11 protein-coding genes and 1 riboswitch are annotated in these 15,999 nt (G+C 53.6%); of the genes, 4 read left to right on the forward strand and 7 right to left on the reverse strand.

Annotation, left to right across the window (positions count from 1 at the left end):
* Positions 1-130 precede the first annotated feature (130 nt).
* The 4 genes from PLF13_03345 to PLF13_03360 all read right to left on the reverse strand — a co-directional run bounded on the left by PLF13_03345 (position 131) and on the right by PLF13_03360 (position 5,444).
* Complete coding sequence (locus PLF13_03345; protein HOP06305.1) at positions 131-742, reverse strand: hypothetical protein; 612 nt, start codon at positions 740-742, stop codon at positions 131-133.
* Complete coding sequence (locus PLF13_03350; GenBank protein HOP06306.1) at positions 703-1,863, reverse strand: hypothetical protein; 1,161 nt, start codon at positions 1,861-1,863, stop codon at positions 703-705. The genes PLF13_03345 and PLF13_03350 overlap by 40 nt, the downstream gene beginning before the upstream one ends.
* 771 nt (positions 1,864-2,634) lie before the next feature.
* Complete coding sequence (locus PLF13_03355) at positions 2,635-4,905, reverse strand: tetratricopeptide repeat protein (protein HOP06307.1); 2,271 nt, start codon at positions 4,903-4,905, stop codon at positions 2,635-2,637.
* On the reverse strand, positions 4,902-5,444 hold the full coding sequence (locus PLF13_03360; GenBank protein ID HOP06308.1) for an RNA polymerase sigma factor: 543 nt from the start codon (positions 5,442-5,444) through the stop codon (positions 4,902-4,904). The genes PLF13_03355 and PLF13_03360 overlap by 4 nt, the downstream gene beginning before the upstream one ends.
* A gap of 215 nt (positions 5,445-5,659) precedes the next feature.
* Here PLF13_03360 and PLF13_03365 point away from each other — a divergent pair, with 215 nt between their 5' ends.
* The 4 genes from PLF13_03365 (at position 5,660) to PLF13_03380 (ending at position 13,271) form a co-directional block, all read left to right on the forward strand.
* The gene (locus PLF13_03365) at positions 5,660-7,711 is read left to right on the forward strand and encodes an SMP-30/gluconolactonase/LRE family protein (GenBank protein ID HOP06309.1); all 2,052 of its coding nucleotides are present in this window, start codon (positions 5,660-5,662) and stop codon (positions 7,709-7,711) included.
* A gap of 457 nt (positions 7,712-8,168) precedes the next feature.
* Positions 8,169-8,265: riboswitch (TPP riboswitch) on the forward strand.
* A gap of 88 nt (positions 8,266-8,353) precedes the next feature.
* Entirely contained in the window at positions 8,354-10,849 is a 2,496-nt protein-coding gene (locus PLF13_03370; GenBank protein HOP06310.1) for a TonB-dependent receptor, read from the forward strand.
* Between the two features lie 7 nt (positions 10,850-10,856).
* Positions 10,857-12,230: a sodium:solute symporter family protein gene (locus PLF13_03375; GenBank protein HOP06311.1), complete on the forward strand. Its 1,374-nt coding sequence runs from the start codon at positions 10,857-10,859 to the stop codon at positions 12,228-12,230.
* 822 nt (positions 12,231-13,052) lie between these two features.
* Positions 13,053-13,271 carry a hypothetical protein gene (locus PLF13_03380; GenBank protein ID HOP06312.1) on the forward strand — a complete coding sequence of 73 codons (219 nt, stop codon included), beginning with the start codon at positions 13,053-13,055 and terminating at the stop codon, positions 13,269-13,271.
* 261 nt (positions 13,272-13,532) lie between these two features.
* On the opposite strand, the gene PLF13_03385 is transcribed toward PLF13_03380, so the two are convergent.
* The 3 genes from PLF13_03385 to PLF13_03395 all read right to left on the reverse strand — a co-directional run bounded on the left by PLF13_03385 (position 13,533) and on the right by PLF13_03395 (position 15,980).
* The gene (locus tag PLF13_03385) at positions 13,533-14,432 is read right to left on the reverse strand and encodes a DUF58 domain-containing protein (protein ID HOP06313.1); all 900 of its coding nucleotides are present in this window, start codon (positions 14,430-14,432) and stop codon (positions 13,533-13,535) included.
* Between the two features lie 67 nt (positions 14,433-14,499).
* On the reverse strand, positions 14,500-14,880 hold the full coding sequence (locus tag PLF13_03390; protein HOP06314.1) for a hypothetical protein: 381 nt from the start codon (positions 14,878-14,880) through the stop codon (positions 14,500-14,502).
* Positions 14,881-15,647: 767 nt separating this feature from the next.
* A complete protein-coding gene (locus tag PLF13_03395; GenBank protein ID HOP06315.1) occupies positions 15,648-15,980 on the reverse strand; it encodes a hypothetical protein in 333 nt (110 codons plus the stop codon).
* Between the last annotated feature and the right edge of the window lie 19 nt (positions 15,981-15,999).

Raw genomic sequence — 15,999 nt, forward strand, 5'->3', positions numbered from 1 at the left:
CGAATCCCACCCGAGGGGTGGGGCACTGTTACCTATGTCCGGATTGTACAGTTCGCGCAGATAGGTTTCAACAACAGACGAAGTCGTCAGGCAGCGACCTGACAAACAACGGACCTACGGAGATTGGACGCTACGACCCGCTTTTTGGCAAATCTTCCGATGCGTAATTGGAAATCACGGAATCAATCTGCTCTGTCATAATGCGACAGGCAGCCGTGTCTTTTACCGGTGGCCAAATGTGTTCGATATCGCCAGTTGGGCTAACGATCAATTTCATCGGCATGGATCCTTTCGGAAGACCAGGATCAAGTACATATTCTTCACTACCCGGCATCACCAGCACCGGAGCCGAGACCGAATCCAAACCGGATGTGATGACCAAATCGGCCGAATCGGTTCGGCTGGTCGCCATGACAAACCCCCAACCTGCTTCCTGCGACCGCCGCTGCCAGTCCTTCCAATAAGGCGTTTCCACGAGCGTAATCCGACAGACGCTTCGATCCACTATTACCATGAACGTCATTGGCCCGGCAAACTCCTCCGGTTGCTGCCGAACTAACTCTTTCACTGCCTCGGACAGGTTGGAGTCACTCAGACGGTAAATCTCACGATGCTGCCAGACACAACCGCAGATCAGACCCAGGAGAATGATCAGACAGAAAGCGATTGGCAGAATACCACCGATCAGCCTCGCAAAATCGCTCAGGGTTTTATCCTGGCAATGTTCAATCGGTAACCCCATCTTCCCTCCTCGTCATACTGTGTATTTACGAACACAGCGCGGCCATCGCGATGGCTCCCGGCTAGTTGCCAATCAGCATCCACATCAATCTTGACCGGTCGGCGCTCCGAGTCCCAGACCAGGGTTCCGTACCTGGGGATATCATTCCCGCTGCTATCCGGATTTTGGACATAATACTGCATGATCATGTAGCCGGGTGCCACATAATTAAAGGTGGCGGTCGGCGTCCAACTGCTGAACCACAGGTCCCGCACCGGACAGGATCCTATAGAAGACAAAGGGGGAGCGGGGAGAATATAGTCGGGGGCTTCAATGTGAACGCTGTCCACGAGCTTGCCTTCGTGATCGGCAATGAGAATGAAGTCGTATCCGTTGATTGACACCCAGAAGCTGTTGTCTCGCGGGCAGATTGCAGCGCGGCATTCGGGATTGTGAAGACCCGTCGAATCCAGGTACCGCTGAAAGGACGGCGTTAGGGGAAACATGCGTCGGTACGACTTTCGATCGCCCAGTTTTTCGGCAAAAACCATCATGTCCTGTCCGGGACCATAGATACCGGCCAATAGATAATCGTCCTGAAAGATAACTTCATTCAGGTAGTCTTTGTGGGATTGTCCTTGCCAAAGCCGGGCATCGCCCGGATTAGTTTTATCAAGAGAGATTGTTGTCAGGCAACCGCAGTGACGGTCAAACACCAGAAGCTCTCTGGAATCCGGTAGTAGTTTGGTGCTCATCGGCAGAAAGAGATACTCGAAACGCTTCTTTCCATCGCAATCCGCCCACCAATCATTCGAAGGTGGTCGGCAGCCAATGACCTTGATCCACGGTTGACTCTTATCGTACTGCACCCACACACCGGTTCCAGATCCCAACCTGCTGCTGGCAACGCAAACAACAACGGTATCCCCGCCTTCCAGAAGTACGCTTGCCATACCTGTTGGCGGGCCAGTTGTGTCCAGCGGTAAATACACAGTCCGAATTGTCTCCAGCGACTCAGCCGAGACGTGCGGTGTCACAACAATTAAGAAGACCACAATACCCGTGTAAAGCAACACTTGGGCGAGCACCTTGACGACGGTACGCGTACCCGTTTCGAAGTGATTCATCTTGATGCCCAACATATCTCTCCCACAATACAATCATTTCCAGGAGGGACGCACTTACAGAGCGTCTCAATCCCAACCCTATAACACTCCCAATGGCCATAACGATCTTCTCGGCAACCGGTTCCTGATAGTGCCACGAACACCGCTGAAACCAGCAGCGAAGCCATTACAATTGTTGTTACCAACATACTTCTCATAATCTTCATTCTCCATAAAAAAGTTTTTCCTGTAATTTCTCCTCCGATCGGATCAGGCGTTGGGAACAGTCAACGAAACGAGGTAATACAACTTCCGTGCCGAAGCTGCATTGCATGCCGTGCGAACATCGCATGCGAATGAAGGTCAACAAGATAAAGGTGTGATGCGATGATTAGCCGAGGATTGGACGACCATCTTAATCCGCTGAATCAGGGCGATTTGCGAATTTGGCCGGATATGCTTCGAATTCTGGTGTTTTGATTACGAATTTCGGTCTTTAGGGTTCGAATTCCGCCGGTTTGCCTTCGAAATTCGACGTTTTCGTTGCGAATCGGGGTATTGAGTGGGGCGTCTTTTCTATCTCGGCAGTCCAAACGTATCTCAAGTGGGGGGCGCAGACCGGGTCAGTTTTTGAACCCGGCCAATGAACACCCAATGCCTTGTTTCCACGCAGGTTCGAGGACGGACCGGCGCGACGGGGTAGATGTATTGCGAATAATCCAACCGCGAGAGTATTCAGCTCGGTATATGGTCAAAGCCACACCGGGTAAATATCCTGAAAAATACCGTGGTGGCGGACAATAAATACTAAATTCGACCGGTCAGGCGTTTCAGATGCTCTCGTGCTTGATCCAACTCCGCCGTGCCGGGATCAGCCTGATCCCAAAGCCGCACGAATTCCTCGAATGATGCTATCGCCTGTTCATCTTTTCCGATTTGTTCAAAAGCCAGCCCGAGATACAGATAAGCTTTCACATCCGGAATGCAGAACAACGCCCGCCATGCTTCGAGGGACTCATGTCCGAGTGACAACTCCTCTATAGCCCGATCATATTGACCGGAACCGTAAAGCGCCATGGCCAATAAATAACGGGGATAATAAGCATCGTTCAAGGTCGTTGATTCGAGCGAGGCGCTTAAATCATCGACAGCTCCCGCGGAATCACCACGTATGAGCATGAGGCCACCGCGAGCCAGATAATAGGGTTCCGGTGATTGCTCGGTTTCGGTTAAGCGGATGCGAAACGATTCGAGTGAATCCTGTGCGCGGGCAATCTCTCCGGCTCGTGCCAGTCCGATGATATACAGTGCGCGATATGGATCGGTACCTTGAGTCGGGCGACGATCTTGCACCGTGAAACAGGAATCGAACTGCATGGCCGCCGAATCATTACGATTCTTCTCCAGGTAGATCATCCCTTTTTCCAGATGTTTGAGCAGCCGGTTCCAGCCGGAGGTCCGTTCGAGGCGATCCGCTGCCAGACCGTCGTCGAGAACCGCCTGCGCTTTTGCAAACTGACCCTGATAAAGCGGTGCAAGGGCAAGGTATAATTTACCAACCGAACGATGATAAGCATTGCGGGCTGTAGCCGCGGTGCGATAGCAGTCCTCGGCTTTGTCATATTCACCCTTGAACAGATACAGCGGCGCCAGTTTATAACGGGCCGCATGGAATTCGGGATATTTCTCCAGAGCCGTTTCATACGAAGCAATGGCGCTGTCCGGCTTTTTTTGCATCCGCAAAATGTCGCCGCGGCTGTCATACGGATTCGGTTCGTCGGGAGCGATCGTAAGATAGCGATCGAGCATAGCCAGTGCTTCTTCTTCATGTCCGAGGTACTGGTGCAGATACGCCTCGGAATTGAGTGCCTCGGTGTAGTAGGGGTCTATAGCGAGAACATGGTCGAAACTCTGTAACGCTTCGGCAAACTGCCTGCGCACCATCTGGAACGTACCTAACGTTGCCCAGGCTTCTTTGTCCTGCGGATACAATCCGGTTAACTGCCGAAGTACGGCGACGGCAGCGCTATCGTCACCGCTACGGCGATCCACCCAGTGCCGAATAACGAGCTGGTCATGGTTACTGGCCTTATCGAGATACTTCAGGGCCGTGTCGAGATAAACGGCACTATAGGTGCGAGCCAGCCAGAAATAGGCCATGGCGAACGAGGTATCGAATCGCACCGCCTGGAGAAAACGATCAGCCGCTTCATCGTCAATATACTGCCGGTGTAAATCGAGACCGTCGAGATAATAACGATAGGCTCGCGACGAATGAGTGGTAACGTCAGCCACCGGCCGATCCGTTTCTATCAGCGCTCCTTGGGGCAGCGGCAGGTCGGCTTTGATTTTGGCGCTGAGACTGTCAACAGCGTTGAAAATATCTTCTCCGATAATTCCGTCTACCCGTTGGGTCGAAAGATTGACGCCTGTGCCCAGATCGACCAACTCCGAAACAAGCACCAGATTGGGCTTAACCTGGAGTATACGACCGGTAAGTAAATAACGTGCACGCGCCCGCCGGGCGATCTCGATCGCGGCCATGCTGTCGGGTTGCTTCGACAGGTTGTAACCGAGCTGATGTTTTATTTCGAAAAGCCATTGGCTCGAGACGACATCGATATAACGCGATTCCGACAAATCGGCGATCAAAAGGTTAACGATCGTTTCACCGAGACGGGTGGAATCGGAGGGATCGGCGATATTATCGAACCGCACAACCGCCAGGCGGTTCTCGGCCGCGGTCAGGGTGTCGTCCGGTGTCACGCTGATTTGCCATGGTTTGAGAATCAGCAGCACGAGCACTGCCGCCGCGGCTATCGTCCAGCGTAACCAGTGGGGTTTGCTCTCCGGTTCGGCCGGTTTATGAGGAGCTGCCTGTTCTTTGATCTCGCTCTGAACATCGCGGTCGTGCAGGAGCAGATTGGTCGTTTCTCGAAAAGCCTGCACGCGTTTGAAACAGTATTCACACTCCATCAGGTGCAGCTCGAACTCCTGCCGTTCCTCATCGGTCAAACGACCTAACTCGTAGGCATGAATCATTTCACTGAACCGCTTGTCCCGGCATTCGCCGTTCATAGCATGCCTCCTTGTTCGAGACAACGTTCAAGCGCTGAACGCGCCCGTGAAAGAAGCGAGTAGAATGTATTCCGTGTCAGCCGCATACGTTGACATTGTTCCTCAGTCTCGTATCCCTGATACTGCAATGCCAGAGCTCGGGCATAGCGCGGATTTCCGCGACGAATCTGCCGCAGGCAGTCGAGTAGCTTCCGCTTCAAATCCGGATTGACGTCTTCGATACCGGCGCCGGGAGACCAATCCTCGTCCGGCAACGGTTGTTCGCGGTCCGCGATGGTCCTCCGCTTTTTTATCTGGGCCAGGATACGGTAGTCGAGCACCTTGTAGGCCCAGGCGGCGAAACTGGTCGTAAATTCCGTTGTCTTGTACTCCCGGGCGATGGTCAGAAGGCTCTCCTGCACAACTTCCTCACAGTCACACCCGTCCCTTAATCTCTGGTGAGCAAACAGCCGGAACCTTGCAGTCAGCGCCTCGAAAAGCTGAGTTTCCGCACCCGCGTCGCCCCGGAGGGCATTTATCAGAAGCTCGTTTATATCCATCTTGTTTACCTGGGTCCCGAAAGATAGACCGGGATCTCAATCGGCGCAACTCTCCTCTTAAGCAAAAATAACAATCGACTATAACCGCCAAAAAAACAATTCGCAAACAACCGTGCAAGAAATCACCATTTTCGTCACCTGACATCTCAGAGTGCCGATTCGTTTCGGCCAATACGACAGATACCAGGTATATAGACGCGATAAACAAAGGAGTGATGATGGGAAAATCAACTTCGACGGCAGTAATTTTGTTATTACTACTCTTGTCGGCCCTCCCGACAGCAGCCCAGGTAACCATAGCCGATCCCGAGTGCGCAGCATGGGATTCTCCGCGCGATCAATACCTGGTAACCTGTTGGTCCTCGGGTAGTATCGTATCTTTTGACACTGCCGGAAACAGCAGCTATTTCAAAACTTCTCAGGGTTATACCCTGGCTTGCACGACGCGAGATGATGTCCTTTACGTTTCACTGGGAACGAGTATCAGAGCTTATGATCTTAACACCGGCAACGTGCTATGGACTAAAACCGTTTCGGGGTCATCGCAAATGGATGGTCCCACAACCGATACTTCCGGCTACCTTTATATAGGCAATTTCAGCAATTCGGTCTCGGGGCAGGATAGAATCTACAAATTGCGTCTGTCCGATCAGACCGTTTCAATCTTTGCGAGTGACGGTCTGGCTCAACGTCCGCAGGATATCGTTTTCGACTCAGTACACAATAGATTAATCGTGGTCGGTTATACGCCTAATGCCCCGATTCAGGCGATCAGTCTCGAGGACTCCTCGATCACCGACCTCGTAACCACCCCCATGGGATATCTCGATGGCGGCGCTTTCGACCTTTGCGGTAATTTCTATATATCATGTTACGGGAACGGACGAGTTTATCGCTATGACAGCACTTTTTCCAATCCGCCGGAATTGATCCTCGACTGCCGCCCCAGTAAACCGGCCAATCTCTGTTATAACGGTCGCGATCATGTCCTGGCAATTCCATGCTACGATCCCGACACGGTGATATTTTTACCGGTGGGACAACCCAAACTCGGCGAAGTGTGCATGAGCGATGATGAATCCGGGAACGACAACGGCTCGATTGATCCCGGTGAGACTGTCCGGCTCAATGTCGCGGCGGTGAACAAGCACAGCGCCGATTATACCGATGTGTTCGCTCGTCTGACCTGCACCGACCCGGAAGTAACGATTATTACCGATTCGATCTATATCGGTACGATTCCGGTCGGCCAGACCGTTTTTTCCAGTCTCGATCAATTCGAGATCACCGTCGATGCCTCCCATAACCGCTCCATGGTTTCGTTCGGTGTCACGCTGACGGCGCACAGCGATTACGGTGTGCGTAGCGCGAGCTATTCTTTCGAGAAGCCGGTCGGTGCGCCGAAGATTATGCTGATCGACGACGATCATGGCGGTTCTACCGATCAATATGTGCGTACTTCTCTTGTGACATTGGATTCTATTTATGAAGTACACGACATTTTCCTGTGCGGCTGCCCAACGGCCGAGAAAATGCTCGAGTACAACGCCGTACTCTGGTTGACCGGAGATTATCAAACCAATGCCCTTACCGCAGAGGAGACTGCCGTACTTAAAGAGTTTCTCGATGCCGGCGGCAATTTGATGCTTTCAGGTCAGGGGCTCGCCAGTGCGCTCGATACGATTGACGCCGATTTCCTGCACAACTACCTGAAAGCGGAATTCCTGCGCACTTATCGTTACCCCTATTACATCTCGGCTGCCAATCCGCAGGTAATGGCGTCGGGTATGCAGATCAAGCTCGAAGGAACCGGCAGTGCCGCCAATCAGACTGTGCTCGATCACATTCAGGCGATCAACGGCGGTGTGGAGGAACTCATGTTTTACGATGAGACCGACTGGGGAGCGGTGTCATACGACGGTGAGTATCGTTCGGTATTTCTGAGCTTCGGCCTTGAAGCAGTGACTTCCGGAGTGAACGACTGGATGGACCGTGAGGATATGCTGGATCAGATCCTGACCTTTTTCGACTGGTTGAATCCCCATTTCTGCTGTCGGATACGCGGCGACGCCGACTACGACAATGTTGGACCGAATATCGCCGACCTCGTCATGCTGGTGACCTACATGTTTCAGTCCGGACCGGCTCCTGTATGTATGGCCGAGGTTGACATCAACGGCGACAATGTCGGGCCGGATATCTCCGATCTAGTGGCGCTGGTGAGCTATATGTTCCAAGGCGGATCATTACCTGCGCCCTGCCTTTAAGTCCGCACGTATGAGCCACACGCGGGCTACCCGAGGGGTGCTGATTCCCCATCAGCGCCCCTTTTCTATTTCCGCAGATCTGCCGCCTTCTGTCGACTGCCGTCAATTGGACCCATGAATGATTCCAAGAGTCACCGAGATGTCGCTCCTGCGAAGGGGGTTGTTGAAGAAGTCGTACACATAGATATTCTGCAAACCACAACCGTAATGCAGGCAATCCAAAGCTGCTCGCCACGCTAGGTTAGACCTCTTAAACGCGTAGCGGCGGGGCTTATATCCGCCGTAGAAGAGGTTTTTCAACACTCCTTCAGTCAAAAGCTGGTTCCCTGGAACCTGCCATCCGCTGTAGGGAGAGATCCCTCACGCCACCTTCACGTCAGATCTGCTGATTCCTCTCAATCCAAAATCCGCTTGCGCGACGACGACCGATTGGTTAGATATTAAACCGTAGAAAAAACAGTTCCGTTGGGGGTGGCGTAAAAGTCCGCCTGAGATCATACCCCCTCAGACCTGATCCGGATAATACCGGCGTAGGGAAACGGAGATGTTAACTCATCCCCCACGGTCCCGTCTTCGGGGCGTTTGCCAAGTCTGAACGGAACCTTGCAAAAACTATCAACCGTTTAATGCGAGGTTTAAACCATGCCACGTTTTTTGATGATCATCACCATGATGCTCTTCATGGCAACCGGCGTATCGGCCGGCGCCATCAGCGGCAGAGTGGTCGATCCCGAGGGCAATCCGCTCGAATCGGTCTCGGTGGTAACCAACCTCTCCGGCGTCGGCGCCCAGACCGACCGCGAGGGTAATTTTTCCATCGAGGGAGTCGATGAGGCCTCCCGTGTAACTTTCAGCGCTGTCGGTTATCGCGCGCGCCAATACCGTATCGACCAGGTGCCGGCTACGGTGATTCTCGAGCCGGTCTATATTCAGGGAGAGCGTATCGTCGTTTCGGCCGATCGCGCTCGCTCCGGCTATAACGCCCTCACTTACGACAACCTCTCACACGAGGAGATTCAGCGCGACTATACGGTCGGTGAATTGCCGCTCATGCTCGCCGGCACTCCGAACCTGTACGCTTTCAACGACGCCGGTTCGGCGCTCGGTTATTCTTACATGAAGATCCGAGGTTTCGACGACAAGCGTGTCTCGACCTACATCAACGGTGTGCCGCTCAACGATCCGGAGGACCAGGCGACCTATTTCGTCGACCTTCCGGATTTTACCTCCAATGTCACCGATATCCAGGTACAACGCGGTGTGGGCAATTCCATGTACGGCGATGCCTCGTTCGGCGGCTCGGTCAATATCGCCACCAACGCCTTTAACCGGCAACGGTCCGCTTGTATCACTGCCGGATACGGTGAATATACCAGCGGGGGGAACTCGGTCAGCGATATCTATAAGCAGAGTGTCGAATACTCTTCCGGCCTGGTCGACGGCCGCTGGCTTTTCGGCGGGCGTTTTTCCAAACAGAAATCGGGCGGGTATCGCCATGACTCCTGGTATCACGGCTGGGCTTATTACCTGTCGGTGGCGCGACTCGATCCGAACATGTGGACCGAGTTGCATCTCTACGGCGGCCCGATGAAAATGCACCTGTCATATTCAGGGGCAACGCTCGACCAACTCGCCCGGGACCACCGCGCCAATCCGTATCATACCTATAGCAACGAAACCGATAACTTCAACCAGCCGCATTATCAACTGCACAATGTTTACAAGCTGAGTGAGACCGCCACTCTCTCCAACACCTTCTATTACATTCGCGGCCGCGGTTATTACGAGCAGTACAAGGATGACGAACCGTACGAAGAGTACAACATCCCGGCCAGCCTTACCGACGGTGCTGAGGAAGGGGATGTGGTGCGTCAGCAATGGGTGGAGAAAAGCCAGTACGGCTGGAATCCGCGCCTGGAGGTCAAACACGATCACGGCCGTCGGACAATAGGCGGTTCGCTCTATTATTTCGAGTCCGATCACTGGGGTCAGGTGGTTTGGGTTCAGGGGATCGAGGGAACGCTGGATGACGGTTTCGATCCGCAGCACCGTTATTATCAATACTACGGCAAGAAATGGCACGCATCGGTGTTCGCCCAGGAAGAACGTGAGTTGACCGACTGTTTGAATTTGACCGCCACCGCCCAGGTGCGTTATCAGAAATACGATTTCGACCAGGCGAAAATGGGTGCGTTCAAGGGCTACCAATACGATGTCGACTGGCTGTTTTTCTCACCGCGCCTGGAATTGTCTTACAAGGTCAACGAACAGTTGAGCCTTCACAGCTTCGCGGCGATCTCCTCACGCACGCCGACCGATGCCTCGATTTACGATGCCAACGATCCCTACATTCTCCCCTCGCTGGAAATCGAATCGATGTCCGTCTCCGGCAACGACACTTCGTACGTATTCGGCGATCCGACCGCCAGCTGTGAGCGGGTGATCGATCTCGAACTGGGAGGGGAATATCGGGCCAAACGGTTTGCGGTCGGACTGAATCTGTTCTATATGGATTTCTCCGATGAAATCATCCCCGAGGGCGGTATTAACGAAAACACCGGCTTGGCGATCACGACCAACGCCGACCGCTCGGTGCACACCGGCGTCGAACTGACCGGTACGGTGCAGGTGGTGGAACCGATCAAAATCGAGGGAAACCTGGCCGTCAATTACAACCGGGTGAAAGACTATGTCGGTCAGATCGATGTCTACGACGACAACTGGGACCTGGTCGACCGGATCGACTACGACTACAAGGATAAAACCATTGCCGGTTTCCCGAACGTTCTCGGCAACGTGGCCGTGCAGTTCGAGCGCGATGACCTCCAGACATCGTTGCGCTTGCAGTATATCGGCAAACAGTTCGTGGAGTTGATGAATGTCGACTCGCTGGCGATTGACCCACATGTGATCGCATCCTGGTCGACCTCTCTTCGCATGCGTAATTTTATGGGATTCGGTGATTTCACGATCAAGGTGAGCATCGAAAACCTGTTTGACGATGTCTATGAGACTTCCGGCTACGGCTGGAGCTACGCAATGGGGAATCCCCAGAATCCAACTTACGTGCACGAAGCGGAGTATTACCCTGCCGCCGAGCGCTGGTTCTGGGGCCAGATCAAATGGGAGTTGTTCTGAGCGAACCATGCGTTTTGCCGATTACAGCCTGATTGTAATCTACCTGGTTCTTCTGCTGGCGCTGGGGCTTAGTCGCCGCCTGCGCCGGCAGAGCAGCGCCGGAGACTTGATTGTGGGGGGCAGGATGCTAACCCTGCCCGCCTTCGTCGCTTCGCTGGTGTCGACCTGGTACGGCGGCATTTTAGGCGTCGGTGAATACTCCTATCAATACGGCCTTTCCAACTGGTTCGTTTTCGGAGTTCCTTATTACCTGGCAGCTTTTCTGTTCGCAGTTTTCTTGGCTCGCAAGGCGCGCCGCTCGGAACTGTTGACCATTCCGGAACGACTCGCGCAGACCTATGACTCGCGCACCGCTCTCGTCGGTTCGGTGGTGGTCTATCTGATGACCGTACCGGCGGCGTATATTCTGATGCTTGGCGTGTTGTGCCAATACCTGTTCGGCTGGCCGATGTGGGCCGGCATTCTGGCCGGGACGCTGTTCTCGGTGGTCTACGTTTTCAGCGGCGGTTTTCGTTCGGTCGTACGCACCGACCTGTTTCAGTTCGCTCTGATGTTTATCGGTTTCATTATTCTGCTGCTCGTGCTGGTTGTTAGCTACGGCGGGTATGGATTCATCCACAGCCATGTGCCCGAGGCTATACTGACCTGGCACGGCGGCAATTCTCCCTGGTATATTGCCGTCTGGTATGTGATCGCCCTGGCGACGCTGATCGAGCCGGCTTTTTATCAACGCTGTTACGCCGCAAAAACCGAACGAGTGGCGAAAGTCGGGATTTTCATTTCCATCGCCTGCTGGGCCGTGTTCGATTTTCTTACCACCTCATGCGGCATATACGCTCGTGCTCTTCTGCCCGATTTGGCCGATCCGGTGGCGTCTTATCCGGCGCTGGCGATGAAAGTCCTCCCTACCGGTCTGCTCGGCCTGTTTGCCCTGGCGCTGTTGGCGACGGTTATGTCCACGGTCGATTCGTATTCATTCCTGGCAGCGACCACGTTCAGCAACGACATCATGCCGCGTTTGAAAAAAGACGCCGGTTTGCAAGTGATCCGCTGGACCCGGATCGGATTGTTTTTTTCCACCGCCTTAGCGGTGGTGCTGGCGCTGTTTTTTAGATCGGTGGTTGATATCTGGCATCTGTTCGGGTCGATCGGTACCCCGGCGCTGCTGGTCCCGCTGTTTTTTGCCTTCGTGGGAAAACGACGCCTTCCGGCGCGAGTGGCGATGTGGTCTATTTTTCTTTCGGGGGGGATATCGCTGATTTGGTACCTGTCACAATACCGTGCGAGCGGCGACTACTGGCTCGGCCTGCAACCTATTTTCCCCGGATTGCTGCTGTCGCTGATCTTGTATTTCGTGTTTGCGAAACGAGCGGATGTTTGACTCCGTCGTTCGTGGGCGGCAGACCTCCCGGTCTGCCCCTGCGGCAATCGTGGCGATCTTCCGCGCGTATTGATCCGCTTCAATCTTAGGTGCCCCACCCATTGGGTGGGACGTTCGTGCGGAAGTCGTTCGTGGGCGGCAGACCTCCCGGTCTGCCCCTGCGGCAATCGTGGCGATTTTCCGCGCGTATTGATCCGCTTCAATCTTAGGTGCCCCACCCATTGGGTGGGACGTTCGTGCGGAAGTCGTAGGTCGAGTTCCGGAGAGAGCGAGGGCTAAGTCACACGAACGCAGAAACCCGACACGTCGGAATCATCTGATAATCTGTCTTCGTACCTACGCCGCTAGCCCTGTAGGGCGAAACCCCCGGTCCCGCGAGGCGGGATCGCGAAGCGAGGTTTCGACAAGACACCGTTGGCGAAGAACGTCGCACCTGCGAAAGCAGGTGCCTATCTTTCTCTTCTCGCGTCGCTGCTCGGTGCCCCAGAGCTTCGCTCTGGGAGGTTGTCCTCGTTCCGGCGCTCTGCGGCGGAACGAATGCAAGCGCAGCGAAGCAATTACTGACGATTCATCGTAGGTAAGCGTTCCGGAGCGAGCGCGGGCGCAGCCTCGCTTGTGGAGAAACCCGACACCTCCGAATCGTTTCATACTTACTTATCCCCGTCTCCGCGAGGCCTGCACCTCAGATACGCCAAAATCCCCCGAAAAAATCCCCCGATTTTAACCGAATTTTCGTAATTCAGTCATATTTCTCTAACCTTAGCAGGCCATCTTGCGCGCGAATCGAAGATATCAGGCAACGCCTGACGAAAGGATTAGCAAATGTCCCTGCTCGATTTAGAAAGCCTCCCGACCAAGCCGAAGACCAAGGAAGACTGGCATTCGTACGGACTTCAGTCGCTCAGTCCGCAGCAGTTTCTACGCGTGGTCTCAAGGATAATCAACGGTGAGTACCGACTTCTGAATACGAGCGTTCGCAAATCTGCCCCCCGTTACAACTCCGACCTGGCCTATCGCACTCTAGGCCGCTGGCAGAGCTAGCCGGCAACCGTAGCACCTTTAACTACTCTCTTCATATTGATGAGCCACCCTCTTCCCCCGGGGGTGGTTTTTCATTGGGGGGCTATGGAATCCTAATAATACAGAGGAAGCAACTGAGTGTTTCAGTATTTGCTAGTATATATACTAGCAAATACCGCACTTAAGAGCCTCCGCCAACTTACCATTGCTTTATAGGCAAGGAACTTATGACCAGACGTTTACATTCGCCATCTAGTATATATACTAGATACCGGTTATCTCTTAGTACAGCCTCTCCCGCTTGGACAGGAAGGCGTAAAGCGCCTTGTCGAAAGGCATCGAGGTGTCGATCGGGTGGTAGTCGATATTCGACTGGCGGCAGGCCGAGGCGATCTCGTTGGCGAACCCTTCCACAGCGCCCCGGAAATGCTTCTTGATCTGGTACGGCAGCGTGGTCATCTCTTCGCCGGTCTCCATATCATTGAAAATCGCTTCGCGCGGGAAAGAAAAATCCCGCTCGCGGGGATCGAGAATATGAAAAACGATCACCTCGTGGTGGTTGTAGCGGAAGTGCTTGAGCCCGGAGATTATTTTCTCCGCCTCATCGAGCAGGTCGGATAGAATCACCACCAGACCGCGACGTTTGATTCGGTCGGCCATTTCGTGCAGGGCAACTGAGATGTCGGTTTCTTCGGAAGGCTTCTGTTCGGCGATTTCGTTAAGCAGGACATGCAGATGCCCCGACTTGGAGCGCGGCGGAATATAGCGGCGGATTTTCTCATCGAACGTCACCAAGCCAACGGCATCCCGCTGGCGCAACATCAGATACGACAGCGCCCCGCAGAGCAGCCCGGCATAGTCGAGCTTGGTGGTCGGCGCGCCGGATTGGTAGGCCATGGAGCGGGAGCAGTCGAGCAGAAGGTACCCCTTGAGGTTGGTCTCCTCCTCGTACTGCTTGATATAATACCGGTCGGATTTGGCGTATACTTTCCAGTCGATATCCCGGATATTGTCCCCCGGCATATATTGGCGATGCTCGGCGAACTCGACCGAGAAACCATGATAGGGAGACTTGTGCATGCCGGCGATAAATCCCTCGACCACCATGCGGGCCTTCATCTCCATACCCTTGAGCTTGGAGACCGTTTCCGGATCCAGATATTTTCGATAATCCTGCGCCATTGCTCTATTATACGCTTGAACTTCGTTTATGCCAGCAGAAAACTCCGGCCGCGAGCACCGGAGCTTCCTACCAGATAATACCCTCAATGTCGATCAAGGGAGTATCTTCAAGACCGTGAACCCGGCGCAGATACTCGCGCCACTCGATCTTGTCGGCGTAGTTGAAGTCGAAGTCGAACAACTTCTCCAGCAGATCCGGGATTTCCCGGTCGTAGTAATCCATGAGAATGCCGTTGATACGACCAATCAACTCTGAGGGCGGCACATCCACGACCAGCGACACATCGATCGGATTGACCTGACCGAAGCGACGGTTGTACTCCAGGATCAGGTCGACGATCGGATAATCATCACCGATCATATAGAAATGAGGGGCGTGAAAACCCTTGTCGCGGATCAACAGCACGACCAACAAGTCGGCCGCTTCCTGAAGCTGCTTCGAATACAAAACAACTCTCCTCGTCTTGCCCCAGTCCAAAGGCCGGAGGGGCATTTGTCTACGTACGAACGTTGGTCCTGGCTCGGAAGCAGACAACCACCCGAACCGGACATCAGTCCGTCGCAGAGTTATTGATTTTTGTTCTCGAATGATCTAAGCAGAGAAAAACGAGGAAAGTTAGAGAGCGGAGACGTGCGCGTCGGCACGCCTGAGTGTAACACCTGGTTCTTCTTCTGCTCAACCCCATCCGGAGCGCTCTATGCTCCGCCTGAAACGTTTCGTGAGCGCTAGCATAGAACCGATCCTGTCCCTCTATAGGGACTTCGTTGCTTTAGCCGATTCATGTCGGCTCCTGTTCTTGATTGTGCCCGTTCGCCGAGGCGAGGCCGCCGGGCCGAATCGTTTTCTCCCGCGGTCCGGGAGGATTCAAATAAACGTAACTCTGCTCCTCTATGAGCAGGTCCTGATCCCGTGTTTTCGTTATACGGATGAGCGGCGCAAAGGATACACTTCTTTCCAGATCCTGTCAAGCGGAAAAATGGAGAATGATTGTTGGCGTAAAAAAGCAGTTATGTTGAAATACCACACTTGATCAGACATCATGTGTTGCTCTCAAACTCCAACACCAACAACATTGATCCCAAGAGACAAAATACCTCTTGGAGTAAGGTTCAAGCTACTCATCTGCTGTTGAACTTATACCTCCCCGATGCAAGAAGGCAGGCTCCGGTGAGCCTGCCTTTGTTAGAGACAGAGAGAGAGGAGGTCTTGGGGGATTATTGAAAAGCCGTCCGCATGGGACGGACATGATTGCAAAATCTTACGGCCGTATTTATAGCCGCTTGCTGCGAAGGTTGGACATCCCGTTCACCGACTTCCGTATCTGGCTGTTGCGCTGTTGCCTCGCAATAGTCCGACAGCGGGCAATTGTCTGATCCGGGCGTTATTTCCATGCAATTCCAGTCTGCAATTGCGGGTTCATTGCTATTGCCGTTGTAATTATTACCGGTGAGCATGGGTTGTCCGGAGAAGAGGGTCAGGTGAATGGCAATAACAATCGCAAGAGTGACAACTTGAGCGACTCTGATATTGGGATTGTTTTGTTGCATAACTCTCTCCTTTTCCGAC

It is taken from the genome of Candidatus Zixiibacteriota bacterium, from assembly GCA_035380245.1.
In the GTDB taxonomy this organism is placed as follows: domain Bacteria; phylum Zixibacteria; class MSB-5A5; order GN15; family FEB-12; genus DAOSXA01.